Genomic DNA, 23,328 nt, shown 5'->3' with positions numbered 1-23,328 from the left:
CCGTCGCGGTCCCTGTCCTGCTGCCCCCTCATCGGCAGGACAGGGACCTGCATCGCGATCGCTGCGCTCGGATCCGAACCGGCGCGAGGGCCCGCAGGACACATCCGACACAGCGAGGTATTCCGGACTCATGCCAGAACACTGGATCGACTACGCCGAATTCGGTGAGCGTTTCGTCCGGCATGCGGTGAATCCGGAGCGTATCGAGGCCGCGGTGTCCGGAATGGCCGGGCGCGGAATCACTATCGGACCCTTCTCCGTGGGTCCCGCCGGACTGGCCGGATTCGTCGCCGAGGGCAGCGTGGACAAGCCGGTCATCGCGCGCAGCGGTCCGCATGTCACCTTCGAGGTGCGGGTGCCGGTGACCCTGCACGTGACCGTCACTCTGGGCGGGCAGCGGCTGCGGCTGGAGGCGGTGGTCGAGATCGATCTCACACTGCATGCGCGCACCGCCGATCCGCTGTTGATCGTCATCGATATCCCCCGGATCAGTTCGCGCGATGTCAGTTTCGTCATGCGGGCCCAGGCCGTCGGCGCGGCCTTCGAACTACTGCTCGATCCGATCGCCGCGCTGGTGCAGCGCGAGGTCGCGAGCAGGCTCAACGGCATGATCGCCGATCCGGCCGCCCGGCGGGCCCGGGTCTTCGATGTCGAGGCCATCATGAACGGCACACCCTCGCAGCATCTTTCGCGGGAGGAGTTCGACTGGATCGACTACGCCGAGTTCGGGCGGCGGTTCTTCCCCCGCATCGTCACCGCCGCCCGCGTGCGCGAGGTGGTCCAGGGGCTGGCCGGGCGCGGCATCGAGGTCGGCCCGATCCATACCGGCCCGCGCGAGGCGGCGACGGTGGAGGTGAAGGGCACGGTGCGGGTGCCGCGGCTGTCCGAGGGCGAGGGCATCGAGCCGGTGTCGTTCGATCTGGTCGTGCCGGCGGGGCTCGACATCACCGTCGATGTGCTCAAGGCCAATCGCTATCGGGCCGAGGTGGAGATTCCGCTGCGGCTCGTCGCGCGGGCGGCCGATCCGCTGTTGATCGTGATGGATGTCGCGCCGCCGGCCGCCGAGGACATCACGGTCGATCTGCAGGCCGAGGGCTGGCGGGCGAAGGCGCTGGGCGCGATCGGCGGTATGCGCAGACAGATCGCGGCCCAGGTCGCGCGGGTCATTCGGGCGGAGCTGGCCGATCCGTCGATGCGGACCATCGATGTGGCCGCGCGGCTGGACAAGATCGGTAAGTCGCCGATGTGACTTGTGTTGTTGATGTGTCCTGTGAGCCTGGCGGTTCGGGTGTGCATGTGGTGAAATGAGTCGACGTTCGAGCTCCCGGCGCGCGGATGGCATCGGCGATGGCGTCGGGGAAGGTGCGCCGGGGATTTTCCTGCCCGTGGTAATCGCGTGAAGGAGGTCGTCGATGCGTTCGGATCCGATGTCCCGGCGGACCCTGTTCGGATGTGCCGCGGGTGCCGCGCTGGCGGCCGGTGTCTCGGCACTGGCCCCCGCGGCCACGGCCGAACGTGCCCGGCTGGGCACGCTGCTCGATTACGCGGGCGGTGTGCCCGCGGCCGAGGCGATCCGCGACGATGGCCATGCGGGGGTCATCCGCTACGTCTCGGACCGGCGACCGGGTGCGGAGTGGATGGCCGGAAAGCCGTTGCGCGCGAACGAGGTCGAGGCGCTGCACGCGGCCGGGCTCAGCATCGTGTCCTGCTATCAATTCGGCAAGGGGCCGACGGCCGATTGGCGTGGCGGGCTGGAGGCCGGCAAGCATCATGCCGATCGCGCGCTGCAGCTGCATCACGAGGCGGGCGGTCCGGACGGCGTGCCCATCTACGCCGCCATCGATGACAATCCCACCGCCGCCGAATTCGGCTCGATGATCGCGCCGTATCTGCTCGGCTGGCAGTCGGTGGCGGGTAAGGAGACCGTCGGTGTCTACGCCAACTCGCCCACCATCGACTGGGTCAGCGCGGCCGGGCTGAGTTCCTGGTTCTGGCAACACAACTGGGGCACGCCGAAGGGCTATGTCCATCCCTCCGCCCAGCTGCATCAGTTCGAGATCGATAAGAGCACCCTCGACGGGATCAGCGTCGACCTGAACGCGATCCTCGCCCCGCAGTACGGCCAGTGGTGAGCTACGTCTGGCAGTGACAGGTCGGATCCTCGAGCAGATCCGGTTCCTCCGGAACCACCCGCAGCACCGGGCGGACCTCCGGTGTCTCGCGATCGCCCGCCCACGCGAGCAGCGACCAGCGCGACAGGCCGGAGAAGGCCGAGCCGAGGCTGAAGAAGGATCCGGCCGAGCCGACCGACAGCACCGAGCAAACGCTGCCGATCGAGAGGATGGAATAGGCCGAGCCGATCGAGAGGATCGAGCCCTCCGAGCGGATCGACAGGATGGAGCGGTGGGAGCGGGTCGACAGCACCGATTTGTAGGAGCGGCGCGACATCACCGACCGGCGGGAACGCCGTGTCGGGAGGGAATCCGGTTGCGTCCGGACCGAATCCGAGGGTGCTGACCGTTCGATCTGATCGACAGTCGCCATACGTAGCGGTCTACCACAGCGCGCCGGGGGTTGCGCGCGATCCGGGCGAAAAGCCCGGAGTGTCGCGGTTGGGGTGGTTAGGGGCCCTCGACGGTCGCTCAGCGCCGCGCGGCGACAGCCTGCGGGGCGCCCGGGGCGACGGTGAAGAAGCCCAGGGTCGGCAGGAACGAGCAGGCGATCGCCGGGCCATCGGCGGCGGGCTCCGTGGTCAGCGATCCGGCGACCACCGCGACGATGCGACCGGGGCCGGTATCGGCGATCGCGGTCAGCGTGGCCGGGCCGTCGGGGTTGATATGTGCCGCATCGGTGAGCGGCAGGATGCCACCCTTCTGGGTGTCGATATTGAACCACTGCACCGTCATCGGCGGATTCTGCTGCGGCGCCAGGCCTTTGGTGCCCAGTGCGGTGAACACGAATCCGGCCTGATTGGCCTGCGGTCCCGGCGGCGGCAGTTCGGCGGGGCCAGGCACCGCCAGCGCGGTGCCGACCGAATCGGCGCCCGGGCCGATGCAGCCGCGGCCGATGCTCGGATAGAGGAATTGGGCGATGGCCGGGCCGTTCTTCGGCAGCTCCGGCCCGCCGCCGTTACTGCCGGTGAGGAACGCGATGATGGCCTGCAGGGTCTTCTTGACCTGCGGCGGCAGGGCCGAGGAATCGAGGAGCACCTGGGCCTGATCGAGGATGGTCTGCTGCCCCGGGGAGGCGATATTGCCGACCTGGGCGGCCGCGCCGACGATGGCCGGCGCCAGGGCGGCCAGCGCGTCGATCGGAACACCCTCGGGCACCAGCGGGACGGAGACGGATTGCGGCTTCGGGGCCGGAGCGGCGACCGCGGTCGTCGACGCGGCAAGGGCGGTACCGGCCGTCAGGGCCAGCACGGACAATGCGAACCGCGTTCCTCTGCTGCGAAGCACTGGTGTAGCCGTCCTTACCTCGGGTACCTCATCCTCGGCGATGCGGGGCGCATCGCTGCGCGTCACTCTAGGGATCGGGCACTACGTTTGTACAGCCGTGGTGTGATCTTGCCTGCACTTATCGGCCGGGTAATCGAACTGGTCGGCGCGTTATCAGAAGATAGCGCTACTCGTTGTTACTGGAGTGGATGGAGATGCAAGTGTTACAAATGTGGCGGCCGTAGGGGTCCGCTAATCTTGTCCACGCCCGGCACCCGACCCGAAAGCTTGCGCGCCGTGACTCGAAATCTGCGATCGGTCCTCGGCGGACGTCGCGTTGCCGTGACCGCACTGGGGCTGTCGGTGCTGCTCCGGCTGTTGTGGATGATCCTGGCCCCCAACGGTATGAACCTGGTCGATCTGCACGTCTATGTCGGCGGTGCGGCCGATCTGGGGACCGGACATCTCTACGACTTCACCTATGCGGAGAAGACACCGGACTTTCCGCTGCCGTTCACCTATCCGCCGTTCGCGGCGGTGCTGTTCTATCCGCTGCACTATCTGCCGTTCGGGGTGGTGGCGATCGGATGGCTGCTGTTGATCGTGGCGGCGCTGTATGCCGTGGTGCGCATCGCCCTGTCGATGCTGCTCGGCGAGGCCGCGCGCGAAAGGCGGTGGCGGACCGCGGCGATCGGCTGGACCGCGATCGGACTCTGGCTCGAACCGGTGCGCACGACCATCGACTACGGGCAGGTCAATGTCTTCCTGGTGCTCGCCGGAATGCTCGCCGCCTGGTCCGCGCGCGGGTGGCTGTCGGGGCTGCTGGTCGGCATCGCGGCCGGTGTGAAACTGACCCCGGCCGTCACCGGGATCTATCTCGCGGCGCGGCGGCGCTGGGCGGCCGCGGTGTGGTCGGCGGTGGTGTTCGCGGGCACCGTCGGGCTCAGCTTCGCGATCTCGCCGGGGGAGACGCGCACCTACTTCGGGCCGCTGCTGGGGGACGCGCATCGGATCGGGCCGGTCGGCTCGGTGTGGAATCAGTCACTGCGCGGTGCGCTCAGCCGGCTGCTCGGCCACGACGCCGGCTCGCCATGGGAGCTGGCCGGGCATCGGATTCCGGCCGGGGCGTGGTGGCTGGGCGCGGTGGTGGTGATCGCGGTGCTGGCCGTCTTGGCCTGGCGCGCACTGGCATTCGATGATCGGCTGGGCGCGCTGCTGGTGGTGCAGCTGTTCGGGCTGATGGTCTCGCCCATTTCGTGGTCGCACCATTTCGTGTGGCTGCTGCCGTTGATTCTGTGGCTGCTCCACGGTCCGCTGCGGGACGAGGCGGGTGCGCGCGTACTGGCCGGGTACTGGCTGGTGACCACACTGATCGGCGTGCCGTGGATTCTGTCGTTCTTCCAGCCGACGATCTGGGCCATCTCGCGGCCGGGCATCCTCTCGTGGCTGGGCACGGTCGATGTGGTCGGCGTGGTGGCGTTGTTCGTCTGGCTGATTCGGGTCGGGGCCCGGCGCGCGCGATCCGGGCCCGACGCGGGGCGGGTCAGTTCTGCTGAGCCAGGCGATCGATCTCGTGCGCCAGCTGCACATCCAGCCGGGTGAGTCCGCCCGCGGAATGGGTCGAGAGGGTGAAAGCGACCCGCCGCCAACGGATATCGATATCGGGATGATGATCGGCCTCCTCGGCCGCGGTGGCGACCCGGCGGACCAGGTCGATCCCGGCGAGGAAGGAGGGCGCCTCGACGGTCCGGGCGATGGCGTCGCCGGTCCGGGTCCAGTCGGGCAGATCCGCGAGGGCGGAAGCGATTTCGTCGTTGGTGAGCAAAGGAGTACCCATACTCCCGGTTCTACCGCACGACTAGGCGGCGCGGGCTTGCTTGAGGGCCTTCTTCAGATCCTTACCGCAGCAACCCGCGGCCTCGGCCTTCTTCATGCGCATGATGACGACAGGGCATTTCACGCAGCGTGTCGACTTGCGACAGCACTTCTTCTTCGGCTCGAGGCTCGACACCTTCTTCGCCTTGACCTTGCCCATGGTAGGTAAGCATACCCTAATAGGAATGGCCCGGAATTGGTGGTCACCCGGATTTCGGTACTGTGTAGCTGGCCGCATGCCACGGTGAGTTGTTCGCGCACCTGTCTTGCTCGTCCCTCGACGGCGAGGGTCGGCCGCATCACCCCATTCAGCAGGAGGAATCAAACGTGTCGTCTGTCGAGTTCCGTAACGTGGCGATCGTCGCGCACGTCGACCACGGCAAGACGACGCTGGTCGATGCCATGCTCAGGCAGTCCGGCGCCTTCGCCGCGCGCGCCGAGCTCGTCGACCGCGTGATGGATTCGGGCGATCTCGAGCGCGAGAAGGGCATCACCATTCTCGCCAAGAACACCGCGGTGCACCGCCACAACCCCGATGGCAGCCTCACCGTGATCAATGTCATCGACACCCCCGGCCACGCCGACTTCGGCGGCGAGGTCGAGCGCGGCCTGTCCATGGTCGACGGCGTCGTGCTGCTGGTCGACGCGTCCGAGGGCCCGCTGCCCCAGACCCGGTTCGTGCTGCGCAAGGCGCTGGCCGCCTCGCTGCCGGTGATCCTGGTGGTCAACAAGACCGACCGGCCCGACGCGCGGATCGAGGAGGTCGTCGAGGAGAGCCACGACCTGCTGCTCGATCTGGCCTCGGATCTGGACGACGAGGCCGCCGAGGCCGCCGAGCTCGCCCTGGACCTGCCGGTGCTCTACGCCTCCGGCCGCGAGGGCAAGGCGTCCACCGCGCGCCCCGAGAACGGCCACGCCCCCGACGCGGAGAACCTCGACGCGCTGTTCGAGATTCTGCTCAACTACATCCCCGCCCCCAAGGGCGATGCGGCCGCGCCGCTGCAGGCACATGTCACCAACCTCGACGCCTCCCCGTTCCTGGGCCGCCTGGCGCTGCTGCGCATCCACAACGGCACCCTGCGCAAGGGCCAGAACGTGGCCTGGATGAACGCCGAGGGCACCAAGGCCGTCAAGATCACCGAATTGCTGAAGACCGTTGGCGTCGAGCGCAATCCGGCCGAAGAGGCCGTCGCGGGCGATATCGTCGCGGTCGCGGGCATCCCGGAGATCATGATCGGCGACACCCTGGCCGATTCGGAGAATCCCGTCGCGCTGCCGCGCATCACGGTCGACCAGCCCGCGATCTCGGTCACAGTCGGTATCAACACCTCGCCGATGGCCGGTCGCAACGGCGGCACCAAGCTGACCGCGCGGATGGTGAAGGCGCGGCTGGATCAGGAGCTGGTCGGCAACGTCTCGCTGCGCGTGCTCAACACCGAGCGTCCCGATACCTGGGAGGTGCAGGGCCGCGGTGAGCTGGCGCTGGCCATTCTCGTGGAGACCATGCGCCGCGAGGGTTTCGAGCTGACCGTCGGCAAGCCGCAGGTGGTCACCCACGTCGTCGAGGGCAAGGTGCACGAGCCCTTCGAGGAGCTCACCGTCGATGTGCCCGAGGAGTTCCTCGGTGCGGTCACCCAGCTGCTGGCCGGCCGCAAGGGCAAGATGGTGCAGATGACCAACCACGGATCCGGCTGGGTCCGAATGGAATTCATCGTGCCCTCGCGCGGTCTGATCGGTTTCCGCACCGACTTCCTGACCGACACCCGTGGCACCGGCATCGCCAACGCCGTATCGCACGGCTACGCGCCGTGGGCCGGTGAGATCCGCGCCCGCCACACCGGTTCGCTGGTCTCCGACCGCGCGGGCAGCGTCACCGGCTACGCCATGGCGCAGCTGGCCGACCGCGGCACGTTCTTCGTCGAGCCGGGTGCGGACACCTACGAGGGCATGGTCGTGGGCATCAACCCGCGCGCCGAGGACCTCGACATCAACGTCACCCGCGAGAAGAAGCTGACCAATATGCGCAGCGCCACCGGCGATGTGCTCGAGACCCTGGCCCGCCCGCTGGTGCTGGATCTGGAAGGCGCACTGGAGTTCTGCGCCGGCGACGAATGCGTCGAGGTCGGCCCGAACGTCGTGCGCGTGCGCAAGGTCATCCTGGGCGGCAACGAGCGCGCCCGCGAGGTCTCCCGCCGCAAGGCCCGCGACCGCGCCGCCCTGTAACGGTCGACGTGTCGGCCCCGACGAATTGACTCGTGAGCTCGCCGACTGATTTGGTGAGCACATGGGCGACTCGTCGGGCATGCCGAGAACTGCGTGGGGCACTCGACGCAGGACCCGTGACCGAGCCGAGAGGCATTTGACTGGTATGGCCGAAAACGCGGGGAGGCGGACCGCGCGCGTCGTGGTTGTGCTGGCGACGCTGGTGACAGTGCTCGCCGGCTGCACCGCGAATCCGCCGCCGCCGATCGAGAGCACCGACAGTCCGAAGACGACGCCGGCCAAACCGACCAAGAGCACCGTGGTGGTGGCCGTCGACGACATCGGGATCGGATTCAATCCGCATCTGCGGTCCAACCAGTCGCCCGCGACGAATGCCGTTGCGTCGATGGTGTTTCCGAGTCCGTTCAAGCCCGCGCCGGCGCCCGCCCCCGCGCCGCCGGGCGTGACCGACTGGCTGCCCGACAACGCCCTGATGGTCTCGGCCGATGTGACCGCGCAGGATCCGTTCACGATCACCTACAAGATCCAGAACCAGGCCTCGTGGTCCGACGGCGCGCCGATCGCCGCGGAGGACTTCCGCTATCTGTGGCAGCAGATGATCACCCAGCCTGGTGTGGTGGATCCGGCGGGCTATCGGCTGATCTCGGATGTCGCCTCCTCCGACGGCGGTAAGACGGTGACCGTCACCATGAGCGCGCCGTATCCGGCGTGGCGGGAGCTGTTCACCGATCTGCTGCCGTCGCATCTGCTCAAGGATCAGCCCGGCGGATTCCAGCGCGCGCTGGCGGTCGAGCGCGGGCTGATCGATCAGAACCCCATCTCCGGCGGCCAGTTCCGGGTCAAACAGGCCGATGCCGGGCGCGAGGAGATCCTGCTCGAGCGCAACGATCGGTACTGGGGCACGCCCGCGAATCCGGACACGGTCATGTTGCGACGCGGCGGAACCGCCGCCGAGCTGGCCCAATCGCTGCGCACGGGCGATGCGCAGCTGGCGCTCGTGCACGGCGGCGTGGCGGTGCAGGCGCAGCTGGCCGCGATTCCGGCGGTGCGCACGGCGGTCACGCCGCAGGCCCGCGAGATGGAGTTGACCCTGAACGCCCGCACGGATGAGCTGGCCGATGTCCGGGTGCGGCACGCCGTACTGGCCCTGCTGGATCCGGTGCTGCTCGCGACGGTCGGCGCGCAGACCGGCGCGTGGGCGGAACCCGTTCGCGCCCAAGTACTCGTGCCCTCGGATCCCGGATACGCTCCGACCGCGCCGCCGCGGCCGTCCGCCGACGAGGCGTTCGCGCAACTCGCCGAGGCCGGTTACGGCCGGGCGCCCGAACCGCCGCAGCTGGGCACCTCGCCGACCTCGCCCGCGCCGCAGCCGCGACCGGTCGCCAAGAACGGTAAGACCCTGACCATCCGCATCGGCGCGGTCGACAAGGATCCGACCACGCTCGCGGTCGCCAACACCGCCGCCGATCAGCTGCGCAGCGCGGGCATCGATGCCACCGTGCGCAATCTGCCCGCCGACGAGCTGTACGGCAAGGATCTGCTCGACGGCACGGTCGATGCGATCGTCGGCTGGGAGCGGGCCGGACAGGATCCCACGACGCTGCTGGCCGCGCGCTACGGCTGCCCACCGCCCGCCGCCCCGCCCACGGGAACCGAGGGCAACGCCGCGCAGCTCGATGCGATGCGCAAGGCGCCCAGCAATATCTCCGGCGTCTGCGATCCGACGCTGCAGCCGCAGCTCGACGCCGCGCTGCGCGGTATCGATGTGCCCAAGAATCTCGGCGAGGTCGAACCCAAGCTGTGGGATCTGTCGACCGTCCTGCCGATCATGCAGGACACCGGGGTCGCCGCGGCGAGCTCGCGAATGGACGGGGTGTCGTTGAACGGTTCCATTCAGATCGGCATGTTCGCCGGCGCGGCCACCTGGCGGCGGCTGTCGTGACGGGTGGACTGCTCCTGGTTCACGCGCATCCGGACGACGAGGCCATCACCACCGGCGGCACCATCGCGCACTATCGCCGCCGCGGTATCCCGGTGACCGTGGTGACCTGCACCCTCGGCGAGGAGGGCGAGGTCATCGGCGACCGGTGGACGCGGTTGGTCAGGGCCGAAGGCGATCAGCTGGGCGGGTTCCGGATCGGCGAATTGGACCGGGCGCTGGGCGAATTGGGCGCGGGTCCGCCGCACTTCCTCGGCGGGGCCGGGCGCTGGCGCGATTCGGGAATGTCCGGTACGACGGCCGACCCCCAGCCGATGCGACCGCTGCATCCGCGCGCGTTCGTGAACTCCGGGCCGGCGGCGGTCGAGGCCCTGATGCGGGTGCTGCTCGAGATCCGGCCGCAGGTGGTGATCGGCTATGACCCGCGCGGCGGTTACGGACATCCCGATCATGTTCGCGCGCACCACATCACGATGGACGCGGTGGACGCCGCGGCCGAAAGCGGCTGGGCCGCACCGAAGGCGTACTGGACCGTCACCGACGCGACGGTGCTGCGCCTGCACACCGAGGCCCTGGCGCGGCGCACTGTGGACCGCCTGCCCGGCGCGCTGCCATCCGGTTGGCGCCTGCCCGCCGAGAGCGAATTGCCCTGTGTGCCCAGTGAATCCGTCACGACCGCGATCGACGTCTCCGACGCCCTCGCCGCCAAGCGCGCGGCCCTGCGGGCACATGCCACCCAGGTGAGCGTCGCCCCCTCGGGCCGGGAGTTCGCACTGTCGAACAACGTCGCCCAGCCGATCCTGCCGGAGGAGCACTATCTGCTGGTGCGCGGCCGCCTCGGGCCGGTGGGGGCGGATGGGCGGGAACACGATCTGTTCGCGGGAATCGCGGATCACCCGGCGTAACATCACCGAGGTGTACAACTGGGCCCTGCAGGACGCCATCGCGGCGTTCGTCGAAAGTCAGAAGCCGTATTGGCAGGCGCAGCACGATATCTACCTGGCAATCCTGCACGGGTTCGTGGGTATGCAGAGTCAATTGCTGACCCTGCTCGGCTTCCCGCCGGTCTCGTGACGGCCGCCTCGATCGACCGGGTGCGGGGCGCGGATCAGGCACGCGGGCCCGCGTGGTCGGTATTGGGGGCGGTTCTGGTGTTGGACGGGCTGCTCTCGCTGGCCCTCGAGGTGCTGTATCTGCCCACCTACGTCGGCAGTACGCCCGTTCCGATCAGCGCCGGGGTGGCCGCCGTGGTGAACGTGGCGTTGATCGCGGGCATGGGCGTGGTCGTGACTCGTCCGGCGGCCCTGTCGCTGCCGCTGGTCGCGTGGCTGCTGGGCTTCCTGATCTGCTCCACTGCGGGGCCCGGGGGCGATGTGATGCTCACCGATGATTGGACCTCGCCGTTGCTGTTGGCCTGCGGACTGGTTCCGGCCGGGTTCTATCTGTTCCGGCGGGCCTTCCCGGCTCGCCCATAACCTTTCGCGACCTCGCCCGCGTTTCCGTGCCCCTGCGCGCCGCCGATCGGGCCCGTACCCTCAGGAGCGCCGCCGCCCGCGCGGCGAATCCGATTCGACGGCATACCCGTTCACCCGACGAGAAGGCGACGATGACCATTTCCCAGCGAACCGACCTCGACTGGCTGCTCGACGATCTGATCAACGGTCTGGCGGGGGCCGAGACCGCGGTGCTGCTCTCGACCGACGGCCTGCTGCTCGGCCGATCCGGCGGACTGGAACGGTCGGAGGCGGAACGCTTCTCGGCCATGGCCTCGGCCCTGCACAGCCTGGCCCGCAGCGCGGGCCACCACTTCAAGGCCGGCGGGGTGTGCCAGACCGTGATCGAACTCGATCACGCGGTGCTGTTCATCACCGCGGCCGGAGCCAACGCCTGCCTGGCGCTGCTGGCGGCCGAGACCGCCGATATGGGCATGGTGGCCTACGAGATGAACCAGACCGTGCAGCGGGTCGGTGCACACTTGTCGGTCGACCCGCGCCCGTCCCGCTGACACAGCCCTGAACCCTCTAGGGCGCCGGGAAATGTGACGCATTTCACGTCCGTTTTGTCCGATTACCGGTGCCCGCGGAACAGTCATGATGCCTGGACGATCTCGATTTCGGCATCAGGAGGGTTCATGGATACCATGCGGGATACCGGTTCCTGGAGGGACTTTCGGCATCACCTCGGGACGGCGGTGGTGCTCGCCGGCGGTGTGCTCGTCGGGGCGGTAGACATCTATCTGGCGGCCAGTCTGCTGCCCACGGCCGTCGGTGATATCGGCGGTGAGCGGCTGTACGCGTGGAATACGACCGTGCTCCTGATCGCGCAGGTGGTCGGGACGCTGCTGGTGAGCCGGTTGCTCGGCGCCCGGGGCGAGATCGGTGCGTATCTGATCGGATTCGGTGTGTTCGCGGTCGGATCGGTCGTGTGCGCGGTGAGTCCGACCATGCCGATACTGTTGGGCGGCAGGGGGATTCAGGGTCTGGGCGCCGGATTGCTGACCGGGCTGGGTTTCGTGGCGATCCACTCGGCGCTGCCGCGGTCGCTGTGGACGCGGGGTGCCGCGCTGATCTCCGCGATGTTCGGCGTCGGCAACTTCGTGGGGCCCGCGCTGGGTGGGCTGTTCGCCCAGTTCGGTTCGTGGCGCGGGGCATTCGCGGCGTTGGCAGGGGTGGCGGTGCTGATGGGCTGCTGTGTGCCGTGGGCGCTGCCCGGACGAGCACGGCCGCAGGCCGTCTCGGGAGTTCCGGTCGGCTCGTTGGCGCTGGTGGTGGGTGCGGCAGCGGCGGTGAGCCTGGCGGGTGTGGTCGGCGGCATGGTCGTCATGGTGATCTGTGTCGCGGCTGGCGGGGCGCTCGTCGCGGCCTTCCTGCTGCTGGAAAGGCGGTCCGCACAACGGATTCTGCCGGCCTCGGCCTTCCGCTCGGATTCCCCGCTGCGCTGGATCTACCTGACCATCGCGCTGTTGGCGGCCGGTGTGGCGGTGGAGATGTTCCTGCCGCTGTTCGCCCAGCGGTCGGCCGGTGTGCCGCCGGTGATCGCCGGATTCTTCGGTGCCGCACTGTCACTCGGCTGGGCGTTGAGTCAGATCATTGTCGCCCCGGTTCGCTCGCAGCGCTCGATTCGCCGCCTGCGCATCGCCGGACCGGCCCTGCTGGCCCTCGGCCTCGCCACCCTGTCCCTGCTGCAGCGCGACCACGTCTCGCCGCTACTCGCGACTACCTGGCTCCCGATCCTGCTGCTGGCGGGCACCGGAATAGGCATCGCCATGCCCCATCTCACGGTGGCCGCCCTGACCAGCACCGCCGACGCCGCCGAGGGCCGCGCGGCCGCCGCCGCGATAGCCACCGTCCAAACGATGGCCACCGCCTTCGGCGCCGCGATCGCGGGCCTGCTCGTCAACCTCGGTGCCCCCGACCTGGTTTCGAGCGCCCGAACCCTGCTCCTCGGCTTCACCCTCCTCGCCGCACTCGCGATCCCCACCGCCCTGAGGGCCAACCGCCCAGCCCACACCACCCTTCGAGGCGATATGGTCCGAGCCGAATAGCCCGCCCCATTCAGCGATGGCCGAGTTGGCCCGGGGTCACGGATTCGATGATGGCCCAGGCCTTATCGATGGGGATGTCGATGACGTGGTAGCGCTTCTTCCCCGCGGCGGTGGCGGCGGTGAGGGTGGCCAGGCCCACTCGGCGCTGGAAGAAGGTTTGGCGGACGGTCCAGCCGATGATGCCGGGGGCCTCCAGGCAGTCGCGGTCGCGGTCGAGGGAGCCGTGGCGGGTGATGAGCCAGGTGGGTGTCGCGGGGAGGACGGCGTGGCCCAGGCCTCGGTAGCGGTCCTCGGCCAAAAGCGTTGCGGCGGCGAGGAGTAAGGCCAGCACGATCGGGGACCAGAGCGGAACAGGCTGTCCCGCAACGGCGAATGCGATCAGGGCGATGGCGAGTACGGCCACGGGGGCCAGCGCCCGGACGTACCGGCGGCGGCGGGCGCGCGGGCCGTGCGCGATCAGGCCGATCATCGCTGGTGCGGCCGCATCACCCTGTGCCACAGCGGCTTCGGGGCCGGTGCTGAGCAGCCGGGCCAGGGTTCGCTCGACGGCCGCGCGCGGCGCCTGCGGCAGGATCTTCTGCCGGGGGCTGGTGCCCGTCATGACGGCCTCGAGTTCGGCGGCTCCGGCCAGGCGCAGCAGCAGCGGCTCCTTGACCGTGGCGCCGCGCAACCGAGCCAGATCGAGTGTGGTCTGGCGGGTGGTGAACAGGCCGTGGCGGATGTGCAGGGTCCTACCGTCGTCGAGCACTCGCAGTCCGAAGTACGTGGTGAGGTAGTGGATACACGCCGCGAGCGCGGTCACCGCGAGCAGCACGACGATCCCGATCAGCACCAGCATCGCGAGGAACATCGCGCCGCGCCCGCCGAGGTCATGGATCGTATCGGAGTCCAGAAGTACCTGCGCCACACCGTATTTGAAGGCCAGGCCCACGATCGGACCGACGATGGCCAGCCCTGTCAGCGACAGCGGCGCATAGCGCACCCAGGCCGGTTGCCATCCGGCGATATCCGCGCCCTCCGCGGGTTCCGGCCTCGCGGATTGTTCCGAAACAGCCTGGGGCGCGGCCTCTTCGCTGCGATCGGACAGTAACAGCGCCCGCAGCTCGGGCACCTGCCCCGCGGCCACGCCGTCCAGATGGAACCGCTCCTCGCGGTCGGCCTGCTGTCCCGTCCCGATGGTGAGCGCCGCCAGACCCAGAATCCGGTGCATCGGATCGGCGTGCACATCCACCGAACGGATGCGCGAGCGCGGCACCGTCAGCGTGCGGCGCTGCAGCAGGCCGCGGCGCAACTGCACATTCTCCGGCCCGATGCGATAGGTCGTGGTGAACCAGCGGCCCAGCGCCAGCCCGACGATCACCGCCAACGCCAGCAACCCCCAGCCCGGATTGTCGCTGCGGCTGCCGACGATGACCGTCACGATGAGCACCGGTATGAAGCGGATCGCCTCGCGTACCGGATGCACCAGCAGCATGCGCGGGTCCAGCCGCTGCCACTGCGCGCCGGTCGTGGTCGTCTCGGTCATGTGGCGTCCCCGCGATGCGCGGCCGCGACCTCGGTCAATCGCGTCACCGTCTGTTCGGCCACCGCGAGCTCGAGCGCGGTGATGCGCACGGCGCCGGCCGAGGACGCGGTCGTCACGGTGACAGTCGCCAATCCGAGCATTCGTTCCAGCGGCCCGCGATGGGTGTCGACCGTCTGCACGCGCGTGATCGGCGCGACCCGGCTCTCCTGGGTGATCCAGCCGGTGCGGGTGTAGACCGCCTCATCGGTGATCTCCCAGCGATGGACCGCATAACGCCACAGCGGCACCACCACGCAGACGAACGCCGCCACGATCAGCGTCGCCGCCACGACCGCGGCCGCAATGGCCCGATTCCGATCGTCGACGAATATCCAGACCACTTCGCCCGCAACGACCACGGCCCACCCGATCGCGGGACCGAGCGCCCACAGCAGTTTCGCCCGCGGGCTGGGGCGCCAGGCGGGCGCGGCCATGATCGTCGGCTGTGCCATATCGCCCATCGTTTCACGAACGGACCGAGTCCCGGAATTGCCGGGCTGCCCGGAATAGTGTGGTCGCCGACGAGGTTGTCCTCGCTCACAAGCATTCGAAGGAGACATGTCCGGATGGGTAGCGCATGATCGACGGGGTGACCGAATTGCCGAACCCGAGCATTCCTTCCCCACAGCCACCGGCCTCGGCGATGCGTCGTGCTTTGCGTCGGGCCCGCGATGGGGTGACGTTGAATGTGGATGAAGCCACCGTGCTGTTGCACGCTCGCGGTGATGATCTGACAGATCTCTGCCACAGCGCCGCGCGGGTGCGTGATGCCGCGCTGGAGTCGGCGGGCCGGACCAAGACGATCACCTATTCGAAGAACGTCTTCATCCCGCTCACCAAGCTGTGTCGCGATCGCTGTCACTACTGCACCTTCGTGACCGTGCCCGGCAAGCTGCGCGCCGAGGGCAAGGGTATGTATCTCGAGCCCGACGAGGTGCTCGACATCGCCCGCCGCGGCGCCGAATTGGGTTGTAAGGAGGCGTTGTTCACCCTCGGTGATCGTCCCGAGGACCGCTGGCCCGAAGCCGCGCAATGGCTCGACGAACGTGGCTACGACTCCACCCTGGACTATCTGCGCGCCGTCTCGATCATGGTGCTCGAGGAGACCGGGCTGCTGCCGCATCTCAATCCGGGCGTGATGTCGTGGGAGGAGATCTCGCGGCTCAAGCCGGTCTCGCAGTCCATGGGCCTGATGCTGGAGACCACCTCGACCCGGCTGTTCACCGAAAAGGGCAACTGCCACTACGGAAGTCCGGACAAGGATCCGGCCGTGCGGCTGCGCGCCATCACCGACGCGGGCCGGTTGTCGGTGCCATTCACCACGGGCATTCTGGTGGGCATCGGCGAGACGCTGCGCGAGCGGGCCGAGTCGATCATGGCGATTCGTAAGCAGCACAAGGCGTTCGGGCATATCCAGGAAGTCATCGTGCAGAACTTCCGGGCCAAGGACGACACCGTCATGCGCGAGGTCCCCGACGCCGATATCGAGGAGTTCCTGGCTGCGGTCGCGGTCAGCCGCCTGTTGCTGCCGCCGGATGTGGCCGTGCAGGCGCCGCCGAATCTGGTGTCGCACAGCGAATGTCATGCGCTGATCGAGGCGGGTATCGACGATTGGGGCGGGGTGTCCCCAGTGACCCCCGATCATGTGAATCCCGAACGTCCCTGGCCCGATCTGGACGCCCTGGTCGAGATCACCGAATCCGCGGGATTCCGGCTGGCCGAACGCTCCTCGGCGCATCCGCGCTATGTGCGGGCCGGAAATCCGTGGGTGGATCCGCGGATCGGCGCCCATGTCGCCGCCCTGTCCGATCCGCGCACGGGACTGGCGAATCCGGAGGCGATTCCGCGCGGCCTGCCGTGGCAGGAGCCCGACGAGTCGTGGGAGTCCGCGGGCCGGGTCGATCTGCACAGCGCGATCGATACCGATGGGCGAAATACCGAGTCCCGCAGCGATTCCGGGCTCGGCGACGAGGTGCTGGGCGCGTTCGGCGACTGGGAGACCATTCGCGAGCAGGTGCGCGAGCTGGCCGCCTCGGCGCCGGAGCGGTTCGACGCGGATGTGCTCTCGGCGTTGCGCGCGGCCGAACACGATCCGGCCGGGCTGACCGACGAGCAGTATCTGGCGCTGGCCACCGCGGAGGGTCCGGAGCTGGAAGCCGTTGCGGCCCTGGCTGATCAGCTGCGCCGCGATGCCGTCGGCGACGACGTCACCTATGTGGTGAACCGCAATATCAACTTCACCAACATCTGCTACACCGGCTGCCGGTTCTGTGCCTTCGCCCAGCGCAAGGGCGATGCCGACGCCTTCACGTTGAGCACCGACGAGGTCGCCGATCGGGCCTGGGAGGCGCATGTCGAGGGCGCGACCGAGATCTGCATGCAGGGCGGTATCGATCCGGATCTGCCGGTCACCGGCTATGCGGATCTGGTGCGGGCGATCAAGAAGCGGGTGCCGTCGATGCATGTGCACGCCTTCAGCCCGATGGAGATCGTCAACGGCGCCTCGCGCGGCGGCCAGAGCATCCACGATTGGCTCTCGGCGCTGAAAGAGGCGGGGCTGGATACGATTCCGGGCACCGCCGCCGAGATCCTCGACGACGAGGTGCGCTGGGTGCTCACCAAGGGCAAGCTGCCCAGCTCGGCGTGGATCGAGGTGATCACCACCGCGCACCGGCTCGGCATCCGGTCGAGCTCGACCATGATGTACGGACATGTGGACAGCCCGAAGCATTGGGTCGGGCACCTGCGGGTGCTGCGCGGAATCCAGGACGATACGGGCGGTTTCACCGAATTCGTCCCGCTGCCGTTCGTACATCAGAGCGCACCGCTGTATCTGGCCGGGGCCTCGCGCCCGGGCCCGACCATCCGCGACAATCGCGCGGTGCACGCCCTGGCCCGCATCATGCTGCACGGCCGCATCGACAACATCCAGACCAGCTGGGTCAAGCTCGGCACCACCGGCACCCGGATCATGCTCACCGGCGGCGCCAACGATCTGGGCGGCACCCTGATGGAGGAGACCATCTCCCGCATGGCCGGTTCCGAACACGGTTCGGCGAAAACCGTTGCGGAACTGAACGAGATCGCCTCCGGCATCAACCGCCCGGTCCGGGAGCGGACGACGATCTACGGCATCCCGCCGCATCGTTCCCCGGCGCTGTCGCTGACGGTCGGATAGCGGATCCCCGGGTCGTTCCGGTGCGCCCCGACAGGCGCGCCGGAACGGCCACGGTCCGGGACCTGCCACCTTCGATCCGGCCGATTCGGTGCGAGGACCGGGGCAGGAGGCCGGGACACCGCTAGGATCGTGGAGTAACGGTCGTCACCGCGCCGGACCCATCTCCGCGGCAACTGTTTTGGGCGGACTCGGAGATCGTTCCGGGCTGGGCCGACCGGCGGATCGGGGGGAGGGAGGGACATGATCGAGCCGGTTGCCGCGGAGAAGTTAGGCAAGGCTGACCAGTAGTAATGTGTCGATGCGGGATACTGTTGCGCGGGGCGTGGGAGTGCCCCGCGGGCAAGGACCAGACTAGGAGAGCGGCAGTGCCGTACATCATCGCTGAACCGTGCGTTGACGTGAAGGACAAGGCGTGCATCGAGGAATGCCCCGTGGACTGTATCTACGAGGGCGGCCGCATGCTGTACATCCATCCGGACGAGTGCGTGGACTGCGGTGCATGTGAACCGGTGTGCCCGGTGGAGGCGATCTTCTACGAGGACGACACCCCGGACCAGTGGAGCGGATACGTCAACGCCAATGTCGATTTCTTCGACGAGCTGGGCTCGCCCGGTGGCGCCACCAAGGTGGGCAAGGTCGACTTCGATCCGCCGTTCATCGCGGCGCTGCCCCCGATGGCGAGCGAGTAGTCATCTTGTCCACGCGCGGCCGGGTCAGTGATCTACTGCCCGATTTTCCTTGGGACACCATCGCTTCGGTGAAGAAGCGGGCGGCCGGACATCCCGACGGGATCGTCGATCTGTCGGTCGGCACGCCCGTGGATCCGGTGGATCCGCTGATTCAGCGGGCACTCGCCGGGGCGGCGGCGGTTCCCGGTTATCCGGCCACCCACGGCACGCCGGAACTGCGCGCGGCCGCGGTCGACGCGCTGCGGCGGCGATTCGGGATCACCGGTGTCGACTCCGAGGCGGTGCTGCCCGCGATCGGGACCAAGGAGCTGATCGCCGGGCTGCCGCGACTGCTCGGACTCGGTGCCGACGATCTGATCGTCATCCCCGAGGTGGCGTATCCGACCTATGAGGTGGGCGCGCTGCTGGCGGGTGCGCGGATCGCGCGGGCGGACGGGACGGCACAGCTCGGACCGCAGCGGCCCGCGCTGATCTATCTGAACTCGCCGTCGAATCCGACCGGCCGGGTGCTCGGCGTGGACCATCTGCGCAAGGTCGTGGCGTTCGCGCGCGAGCGGGACGCGATCGTCGCCTCCGACGAGTGCTACCTCGGTCTGGCGTGGGACGAACAGGCCGTATCGATCCTCGATCCGCGGGTCTGCGACGGCGACCACACCGGACTGCTCGCGATCCACTCACTGTCCAAGACATCCAATCTGGCGGGCTACCGCGCGGGCTTCGTGACCGGCGATCCGGCCCTGGTGCGCGAGCTGCTCGAGGTGCGCAAACACGCCGGGCTGATCATGCCGTTCCCCGTGCAGGCCGCGATAACCGCGGCGCTGGGCGACGACGCGCACGAGGCGGCGCAGCGCGAACGCTATCGCGCACGCCGCGAGATCCTGCGAAAGGCATTGCGGGAGGCCGGTTTCCGCATCGACCATTCACAGGCGGGCCTGTATCTCTGGTCGACGCGCGGCGAATCCGGCCACGCCACCCTGGAATGGCTTGCCGACCGCGGCATCCTGGCCGCTCCCGGCGACTTCTACGGTCCCACGGGTTCCGATCATGTCCGTATCGCCCTCACGGCCACCGATGAACGGATCGCCGCCGCGGCGAAACGCCTGGGCGCCTAGGGCGGGGAATTGCGGCCGCGCATCCCGCGACCGACCGGTTCGACGCGCGGGTCCGCGAAAACCGTTGCACCCGCGCCGTTCATGGACACGCGAGTGGCGGCGGAATCGGAGACACGCAGGGCGAACAGTCCGGTGGCGGGGTCGACGGAGATCAGGCCGTAACCTGTGTCGACCTCGCTCTCGGTGAGATGCAACGTCCGCAGGGCATCGCCCATGGTCGCGCCCTGCGGGAGCTGGACTGTGAGCAATGGCATCCCACCAAGTTACGCCCGATTCGCCGTCCTGCGTAGGTCTGCGAGGAGGGCAGCGCTGTCGGCGACGCCGTATCCGTAGTCGTAATCGAAGCCCGTGGCGGGGCGATCGAGGGCGGTGCGCTGGATCGCGGCACGTAACTGGGCGGGCGGGAGCGCGGTCGCCGACCACTTCGTCCGGATGGCCGCGACCAGGCCGGCCGCCACCGGGCAGGCCGCTGAGGTGCCGGTATCGGGCTCGTTGGGGCCGAACGCCTGCGATCCGGCGAAGTGGGTGTAGGTGCAGACGTCGGGTTTGCGGTCGGAGAGGCGTCCGGGACCCTGCGACGAATAGCCGACCCGCTGATTGGTGGTATCCACGCCGCCGAGGCTGAGCACGCTCGGATGTGAGTTCGCGCCGCTGATCGGGCGATCCGTATAGCCGCAGCGACCGTCGGGGCAGTCGCGGCCGCAATTGCCCGCGGCGAACAGGATGTCCGCACCCGCGGCCTCGAGCGAGCCGACGATGACATTGAACGGATGCGACGGATTGTCGGAGTAGTTCCCGGGCTGTCCGACGGGGAAATCCCAATCCGGGGAGAACGAACCCCAGCTGTTGCTGACCACCAGCGCGCGGGTGGCCGCGGGCTGATCGGACAGGACCGTGCGCAGATAGGCATATCCGGCGAGCGCATCGGAGAGCAGTCCGTCCATCGTGGTCTGCCCCTGCCGGGTGCTGCGCAGCACCGGCAGATCCAGGAAGGAGGCGTTCGGTGCGCAGATGAGCGCGTCGAAGGCGCACATGCTGCCGTGATCGACGGGGAACTTGCCCGCGGTGCCGGTGACGCCCGAGGGATTCCAGCTGCGCGCGGCATCGATCGTCATATGCCCGCCGCGGACCCGGTCGACCTGCGCGGCGTTGATGCCGGTGTCGACGACGGCCAGCGCCACGCCCTGACCGGTCAACCCGGCATTCGCCAGATCGCTCACGTGCAGCAGGGTGCCGACGCCGTGCCAGTCGCCGACCGCGGGATCACCGCCGCAGGTGAGCACCGGCTCGATGGTCGGATCCGCGAAAACGCCTGTGACCATGGCGAGTTCGGATACCCGCTGATGTGTCGTGGGATCGTCGTCGAGCTCGCCGCGGATCACCACCGCGGTGTGTTCGGGAGCCATGGAGTAATTGGGATTGTCCGTCCGGCGGGGTACCGCGACCGGTTCGAAGTCGTGGTCGAGATCGAATCCGGGCAGTGCTCCGACGACATCCGCAGGGGAGACCCTGGTGCCGGGATCGGTGACCGCGGTGATCAGATCGGTGGCCGGGCGAAGCTGAATGACAACGCGCATGAGCGCCATACTGCCGCGCCGGGCGCGGATTCGCTCGCAGTGTGCGCACTTCCGCGCGCCGGGCGTGCAAAATTGTCGAGCGCGCAGGGGTCCGGGCTAGCCTGAGACCATGGACGCTGTCACGGTTGTCCCGCGCCCCGCGAACGCACCGGTGCACCCCTACGTGCCGGGCAGTCCGGAGCGAGAACTGCTGGTCGGCAGGCTGGCCGAGATCTCGTCGGCGGTCGAGGCGGCCGTCGTCACCGGGCCCGTCGAATCGCCCACCGATCATCGCTATCCGCGGATGGCGGACCGGTGAATCCGTTGCGTCCGGCATTGCTCGCCGCCGCGGATTCGTCCCGAATGCGGCATGCGCTTACCAGGATTCCGGTCACCTCCGGCGTGGTGCGGCGGTTCGTGGCGGGGGAGTCACGGCTGGATCTGGCGCCGGTGGTCCGGGAGCTGCTGGCCTCCGGGCGGATGGTGAGCGTGGATTTCCTCGGTGAGCATACGACCGAGCGGTCGATGGCCGACAATGCCGTGACCGAGTATCTGGCGCTCATCGACGATCTGGCCGCAGGGGACGGCGAGGGTTCCGCATCCGTTCGGCGCGTGGAGGTTTCGGTCAAACTCTCGGCGCTGGGGCAGACCCTGGGCGAGGGGGGACCCGAGATCGCCACCGCCAATCTGCGGACGCTGTGCCTGCGGGCCGAGCAGGCGGGGGTGTGGGTGACCGTCGACGCCGAGGATCACACCACCACCGATGCCACCCTCGACACCGTGCGGCGGCTGCGCGGTGAATTCCCGTGGCTGGCGGTCGCGGTACAGGCCTATCTGCGCCGCGCGGAGACCGAATGCCGGGAGCTGGCTTCGCTCGGGGCGCGAATCCGGTTGTGCAAGGGGGCATATCGCGAACCGGAGGCGCTCGCCCATCGACGCCGGGCGGAGGTGGACTCGGCGTATCTGCGCTGCCTGGACGTGCTGATGCGCGGGGCCGGATATCCGATGGTCGCCACGCACGATCCGGATATGATCGCCGTCGCCTCCCGATTCGCGCTCGAAAATGCCCTGGGTTCCAGCGAATACGAGTTTCAGATGCTGTACGGCATTCGCGACGCGGAGCAGCGGCGGCTGGTGGATGCGGGGCGCTCGGTGCGGGTGTATGTGCCGTACGGGAACCAGTGGTACGGATATCTCATGCGGCGATTGGCCGAGCGCCCGGCCAACCTCGGGTTCTTCCTGCGTGCCCTCGCCGACAAGCGCTAGACCAGCGGGCGGCCCAGGCGGTTCCGCAGGCGCATATCCAGCAGCAGGTAGTTGAACGGAAACACCCTGATCGGCTCCGGCAGGCGCACCCAGACCAGTGCGATGAGGCGCAGGGTGCCGGTATAACGGCGCTCGTCGCGGGCGGTCCAGGTCATGCCCATCTGATCGCGCAGCCGCTGTGGCAGCAGGGCGGTCACGCCGAAGCGGTGGATGCGGCCGAAGACGATGCGCGGCACGGGCGAGAGATTCTTCAGATCGATCAGATCGTCGAAGTAGCGCCGGACCGGCTCGTCGATGGTCCGCTGGGCGAGGTTCTCGTCCCAGTAGCGGTAGAACGCCGCGCGATCGGCAGGCCACATCTCCGGGCGCATCTGCAGCGTGGTGCCCAGGCGCGCGGAGTACCGGTAGAAGGCCTCGGCCACATCGGATTCCATCGGACCGTGCATGCGGGTGTAGAGATCGTCGACGCCCCAGTACAGGCAGGCCGCGACCCACAGCTGCAGCTTCGGATCGAAGGCGTTGTACCTGACCGCTGCGCCCGGCTTGGAGCGGATCGGCCGGTGCGAGGCGTTGACCGCGTCGCGATAGACCCTGCGGTCCCCCTCGGTGCCCAGCCATGCGACCGCGAGATAGGTCAGCGTGGTGCGCAGGCGCTTGATCGGATGCAGCGTGGCCTTGCCGCTGTCGACCGGGCTCTCCAGGACGCCGTAGCCGACCGGTGGATGGCTCAGCTGCATGACCACATTCGCGGCGCCGCCGAGAAAGGCCGCGACGCCGTCCATGTGGCGGCGCACGGTCTGCGGGGTGAACTCCGGCGTCGGCGGGGATTCGGGGTCGGTGTAGCGCAGGGGGGCGGTCATCGTCGACTCGTCTCCTCGGTCCGGCTTCACGCCGTGAGGCGGAAGAAGTGTGAGAAACTTCTCGACTCACCTTCTCATCGGATTC

General features: G+C 68.6%; 24 protein-coding genes. 15 read left to right on the top strand and 9 right to left on the bottom strand.

The window, feature by feature from the left end:
* Positions 1 to 130: 130 nt before the first annotated feature.
* Both ACIA76_RS12475 and ACIA76_RS12470 read left to right on the top strand, forming a co-directional pair.
* Positions 131 to 1,249 carry a hypothetical protein gene (locus tag ACIA76_RS12475; protein WP_397151572.1) on the top strand — a complete coding sequence of 373 codons (1,119 nt, stop codon included), beginning with the start codon at positions 131 to 133 and terminating at the stop codon, positions 1,247 to 1,249.
* 163 nt (positions 1,250 to 1,412) lie between these two features.
* Positions 1,413 to 2,132, top strand: a complete 720-nt coding sequence (locus tag ACIA76_RS12470; RefSeq protein ID WP_397151570.1) for a DUF1906 domain-containing protein — start codon at positions 1,413 to 1,415, stop codon at positions 2,130 to 2,132.
* Between the two features lies 1 nt (position 2,133).
* On the opposite strand, the gene ACIA76_RS12465 is transcribed toward ACIA76_RS12470, so the two are convergent.
* Entirely contained in the window at positions 2,134 to 2,448 is a 315-nt protein-coding gene (locus ACIA76_RS12465) for a hypothetical protein (RefSeq protein ID WP_397151970.1), read from the bottom strand.
* A 194-nt stretch (positions 2,449 to 2,642) separates the two neighbouring features.
* Positions 2,643 to 3,458 (bottom strand): hypothetical protein, encoded by an 816-nt coding sequence (locus tag ACIA76_RS12460; protein WP_397151568.1) that lies wholly within the window; start codon positions 3,456 to 3,458, stop codon positions 2,643 to 2,645.
* Between the two features lie 276 nt (positions 3,459 to 3,734).
* Between ACIA76_RS12460 and ACIA76_RS12455 the strand changes: the two genes are divergently transcribed.
* The gene (locus tag ACIA76_RS12455; protein ID WP_397151566.1) at positions 3,735 to 5,039 is read left to right on the top strand and encodes a mannosyltransferase; all 1,305 of its coding nucleotides are present in this window, start codon (positions 3,735 to 3,737) and stop codon (positions 5,037 to 5,039) included.
* On the opposite strand, the gene ACIA76_RS12450 is transcribed toward ACIA76_RS12455, so the two are convergent.
* On the bottom strand, positions 4,981 to 5,274 hold the full coding sequence (locus ACIA76_RS12450) for a 4a-hydroxytetrahydrobiopterin dehydratase (protein WP_397151564.1): 294 nt from the start codon (positions 5,272 to 5,274) through the stop codon (positions 4,981 to 4,983). The genes ACIA76_RS12455 and ACIA76_RS12450 overlap by 59 nt on opposite strands.
* 21 nt (positions 5,275 to 5,295) lie before the next feature.
* The gene (locus ACIA76_RS12445) at positions 5,296 to 5,472 is read right to left on the bottom strand and encodes a hypothetical protein (protein ID WP_397151562.1); all 177 of its coding nucleotides are present in this window, start codon (positions 5,470 to 5,472) and stop codon (positions 5,296 to 5,298) included.
* 167 nt (positions 5,473 to 5,639) lie between these two features.
* Here ACIA76_RS12445 and typA point away from each other — a divergent pair, with 167 nt between their 5' ends.
* From typA to ACIA76_RS12410, 7 genes are all read left to right on the top strand, one after another.
* Entirely contained in the window at positions 5,640 to 7,535 is a 1,896-nt protein-coding gene (typA, locus tag ACIA76_RS12440) for a translational GTPase TypA (protein WP_397151560.1), read from the top strand.
* A gap of 145 nt (positions 7,536 to 7,680) precedes the next feature.
* Complete coding sequence (locus ACIA76_RS12435; RefSeq protein WP_397151558.1) at positions 7,681 to 9,477, top strand: ABC transporter family substrate-binding protein; 1,797 nt, start codon at positions 7,681 to 7,683, stop codon at positions 9,475 to 9,477.
* On the top strand, positions 9,474 to 10,379 hold the full coding sequence (gene mshB, locus ACIA76_RS12430) for an N-acetyl-1-D-myo-inositol-2-amino-2-deoxy-alpha-D-glucopyranoside deacetylase (RefSeq protein WP_397151556.1): 906 nt from the start codon (positions 9,474 to 9,476) through the stop codon (positions 10,377 to 10,379). The genes ACIA76_RS12435 and mshB overlap by 4 nt, the downstream gene beginning before the upstream one ends.
* Positions 10,380 to 10,389: 10 nt before the next feature.
* Complete coding sequence (locus tag ACIA76_RS12425; protein WP_397151554.1) at positions 10,390 to 10,548, top strand: hypothetical protein; 159 nt, start codon at positions 10,390 to 10,392, stop codon at positions 10,546 to 10,548.
* Positions 10,545 to 10,949: a hypothetical protein gene (locus ACIA76_RS12420; RefSeq protein WP_397151552.1), complete on the top strand. Its 405-nt coding sequence runs from the start codon at positions 10,545 to 10,547 to the stop codon at positions 10,947 to 10,949. Before ACIA76_RS12425 ends, ACIA76_RS12420 begins: the two co-directional genes overlap by 4 nt.
* A 131-nt stretch (positions 10,950 to 11,080) precedes the next feature.
* Positions 11,081 to 11,479 (top strand): roadblock/LC7 domain-containing protein, encoded by a 399-nt coding sequence (locus tag ACIA76_RS12415; RefSeq protein WP_397151550.1) that lies wholly within the window; start codon positions 11,081 to 11,083, stop codon positions 11,477 to 11,479.
* Between the two features lie 126 nt (positions 11,480 to 11,605).
* Positions 11,606 to 13,018 carry an MFS transporter gene (locus ACIA76_RS12410; RefSeq protein WP_397151547.1) on the top strand — a complete coding sequence of 471 codons (1,413 nt, stop codon included), beginning with the start codon at positions 11,606 to 11,608 and terminating at the stop codon, positions 13,016 to 13,018.
* Positions 13,019 to 13,028: 10 nt separating this feature from the next.
* On the opposite strand, the gene ACIA76_RS12405 is transcribed toward ACIA76_RS12410, so the two are convergent.
* Both ACIA76_RS12405 and ACIA76_RS12400 read right to left on the bottom strand, forming a co-directional pair.
* Entirely contained in the window at positions 13,029 to 14,543 is a 1,515-nt protein-coding gene (locus tag ACIA76_RS12405; RefSeq protein ID WP_397151545.1) for a PH domain-containing protein, read from the bottom strand.
* On the bottom strand, positions 14,540 to 15,034 hold the full coding sequence (locus tag ACIA76_RS12400) for a PH domain-containing protein (RefSeq protein ID WP_397151542.1): 495 nt from the start codon (positions 15,032 to 15,034) through the stop codon (positions 14,540 to 14,542). The genes ACIA76_RS12405 and ACIA76_RS12400 overlap by 4 nt, the downstream gene beginning before the upstream one ends.
* A 125-nt stretch (positions 15,035 to 15,159) precedes the next feature.
* Between ACIA76_RS12400 and ACIA76_RS12395 the strand changes: the two genes are divergently transcribed.
* From ACIA76_RS12395 to dapC, 3 genes are all read left to right on the top strand, one after another.
* A complete protein-coding gene (locus ACIA76_RS12395) occupies positions 15,160 to 17,760 on the top strand; it encodes a bifunctional FO biosynthesis protein CofGH (protein ID WP_397151539.1) in 2,601 nt (866 codons plus the stop codon).
* 365 nt (positions 17,761 to 18,125) lie between these two features.
* Entirely contained in the window at positions 18,126 to 18,449 is a 324-nt protein-coding gene (gene fdxA, locus ACIA76_RS12390; RefSeq protein WP_062511987.1) for a ferredoxin, read from the top strand.
* A gap of 5 nt (positions 18,450 to 18,454) precedes the next feature.
* Positions 18,455 to 19,561: a succinyldiaminopimelate transaminase gene (dapC, locus tag ACIA76_RS12385; protein WP_397151535.1), complete on the top strand. Its 1,107-nt coding sequence runs from the start codon at positions 18,455 to 18,457 to the stop codon at positions 19,559 to 19,561.
* On the opposite strand, the gene ACIA76_RS12380 is transcribed toward dapC, so the two are convergent.
* Both ACIA76_RS12380 and ACIA76_RS12375 read right to left on the bottom strand, forming a co-directional pair.
* Entirely contained in the window at positions 19,558 to 19,815 is a 258-nt protein-coding gene (locus tag ACIA76_RS12380; RefSeq protein WP_397151532.1) for a hypothetical protein, read from the bottom strand. The genes dapC and ACIA76_RS12380 overlap by 4 nt on opposite strands.
* Positions 19,816 to 19,824: 9 nt before the next feature.
* Positions 19,825 to 21,138: a S8 family serine peptidase gene (locus ACIA76_RS12375; RefSeq protein WP_397151530.1), complete on the bottom strand. Its 1,314-nt coding sequence runs from the start codon at positions 21,136 to 21,138 to the stop codon at positions 19,825 to 19,827.
* A 109-nt stretch (positions 21,139 to 21,247) separates the two neighbouring features.
* Here ACIA76_RS12375 and ACIA76_RS12370 point away from each other — a divergent pair, with 109 nt between their 5' ends.
* Both ACIA76_RS12370 and ACIA76_RS12365 read left to right on the top strand, forming a co-directional pair.
* The gene (locus tag ACIA76_RS12370; protein WP_397151527.1) at positions 21,248 to 21,436 is read left to right on the top strand and encodes a hypothetical protein; all 189 of its coding nucleotides are present in this window, start codon (positions 21,248 to 21,250) and stop codon (positions 21,434 to 21,436) included.
* Positions 21,437 to 21,480: 44 nt separating this feature from the next.
* Positions 21,481 to 22,383 (top strand): proline dehydrogenase family protein, encoded by a 903-nt coding sequence (locus ACIA76_RS12365; protein ID WP_397151968.1) that lies wholly within the window; start codon positions 21,481 to 21,483, stop codon positions 22,381 to 22,383.
* On the opposite strand, the gene ACIA76_RS12360 is transcribed toward ACIA76_RS12365, so the two are convergent.
* Positions 22,380 to 23,243: an oxygenase MpaB family protein gene (locus ACIA76_RS12360; protein ID WP_397151525.1), complete on the bottom strand. Its 864-nt coding sequence runs from the start codon at positions 23,241 to 23,243 to the stop codon at positions 22,380 to 22,382. The two genes, ACIA76_RS12365 and ACIA76_RS12360, sit on opposite strands and share 4 nt — an antisense overlap.
* Positions 23,244 to 23,328 lie beyond the last annotated feature (85 nt).

Source organism: Nocardia sp. NPDC051570, from assembly GCF_044454005.1.
Classification (GTDB): domain Bacteria; phylum Actinomycetota; class Actinomycetes; order Mycobacteriales; family Mycobacteriaceae; genus Nocardia.
Note: the sequence above shows the minus strand (reverse complement) of the source record. Positions and strands in the feature narration are given on the sequence as shown.

What these genes read in the sequence shown, in the direction of transcription:
- ACIA76_RS12475 (WP_397151572.1), top strand. Translation starts at nt 131, where the DNA reads ATGCCAGAACACTGGATCGACTACGCCGAATTCGGTGAGCGTTTCGTC.
- ACIA76_RS12360 (WP_397151525.1), bottom strand. Translation starts at nt 23,243, where the DNA reads ATGACCGCCCCCCTGCGCTACACCGACCCCGAATCCCCGCCGACGCCG.
- ACIA76_RS12400 (WP_397151542.1), bottom strand. Translation starts at nt 15,034, where the DNA reads ATGGCACAGCCGACGATCATGGCCGCGCCCGCCTGGCGCCCCAGCCCG.
- ACIA76_RS12445 (WP_397151562.1), bottom strand. Translation starts at nt 5,472, where the DNA reads ATGGGCAAGGTCAAGGCGAAGAAGGTGTCGAGCCTCGAGCCGAAGAAG.
- ACIA76_RS12415 (WP_397151550.1), top strand. Translation starts at nt 11,081, where the DNA reads ATGACCATTTCCCAGCGAACCGACCTCGACTGGCTGCTCGACGATCTG.
- ACIA76_RS12465 (WP_397151970.1), bottom strand. Translation starts at nt 2,448, where the DNA reads ATGTCGCGCCGCTCCTACAAATCGGTGCTGTCGACCCGCTCCCACCGC.
- ACIA76_RS12405 (WP_397151545.1), bottom strand. Translation starts at nt 14,543, where the DNA reads ATGACCGAGACGACCACGACCGGCGCGCAGTGGCAGCGGCTGGACCCG.
- ACIA76_RS12410 (WP_397151547.1), top strand. Translation starts at nt 11,606, where the DNA reads ATGGATACCATGCGGGATACCGGTTCCTGGAGGGACTTTCGGCATCAC.
- ACIA76_RS12450 (WP_397151564.1), bottom strand. Translation starts at nt 5,274, where the DNA reads ATGGGTACTCCTTTGCTCACCAACGACGAAATCGCTTCCGCCCTCGCG.
- ACIA76_RS12395 (WP_397151539.1), top strand. Translation starts at nt 15,160, where the DNA reads ATGATCGACGGGGTGACCGAATTGCCGAACCCGAGCATTCCTTCCCCA.
- ACIA76_RS12435 (WP_397151558.1), top strand. Translation starts at nt 7,681, where the DNA reads ATGGCCGAAAACGCGGGGAGGCGGACCGCGCGCGTCGTGGTTGTGCTG.
- ACIA76_RS12370 (WP_397151527.1), top strand. Translation starts at nt 21,248, where the DNA reads ATGGACGCTGTCACGGTTGTCCCGCGCCCCGCGAACGCACCGGTGCAC.
- ACIA76_RS12365 (WP_397151968.1), top strand. Translation starts at nt 21,481, where the DNA reads ATGCGGCATGCGCTTACCAGGATTCCGGTCACCTCCGGCGTGGTGCGG.
- ACIA76_RS12470 (WP_397151570.1), top strand. Translation starts at nt 1,413, where the DNA reads ATGCGTTCGGATCCGATGTCCCGGCGGACCCTGTTCGGATGTGCCGCG.
- ACIA76_RS12380 (WP_397151532.1), bottom strand. Translation starts at nt 19,815, where the DNA reads ATGCCATTGCTCACAGTCCAGCTCCCGCAGGGCGCGACCATGGGCGAT.
- ACIA76_RS12375 (WP_397151530.1), bottom strand. Translation starts at nt 21,138, where the DNA reads ATGCGCGTTGTCATTCAGCTTCGCCCGGCCACCGATCTGATCACCGCG.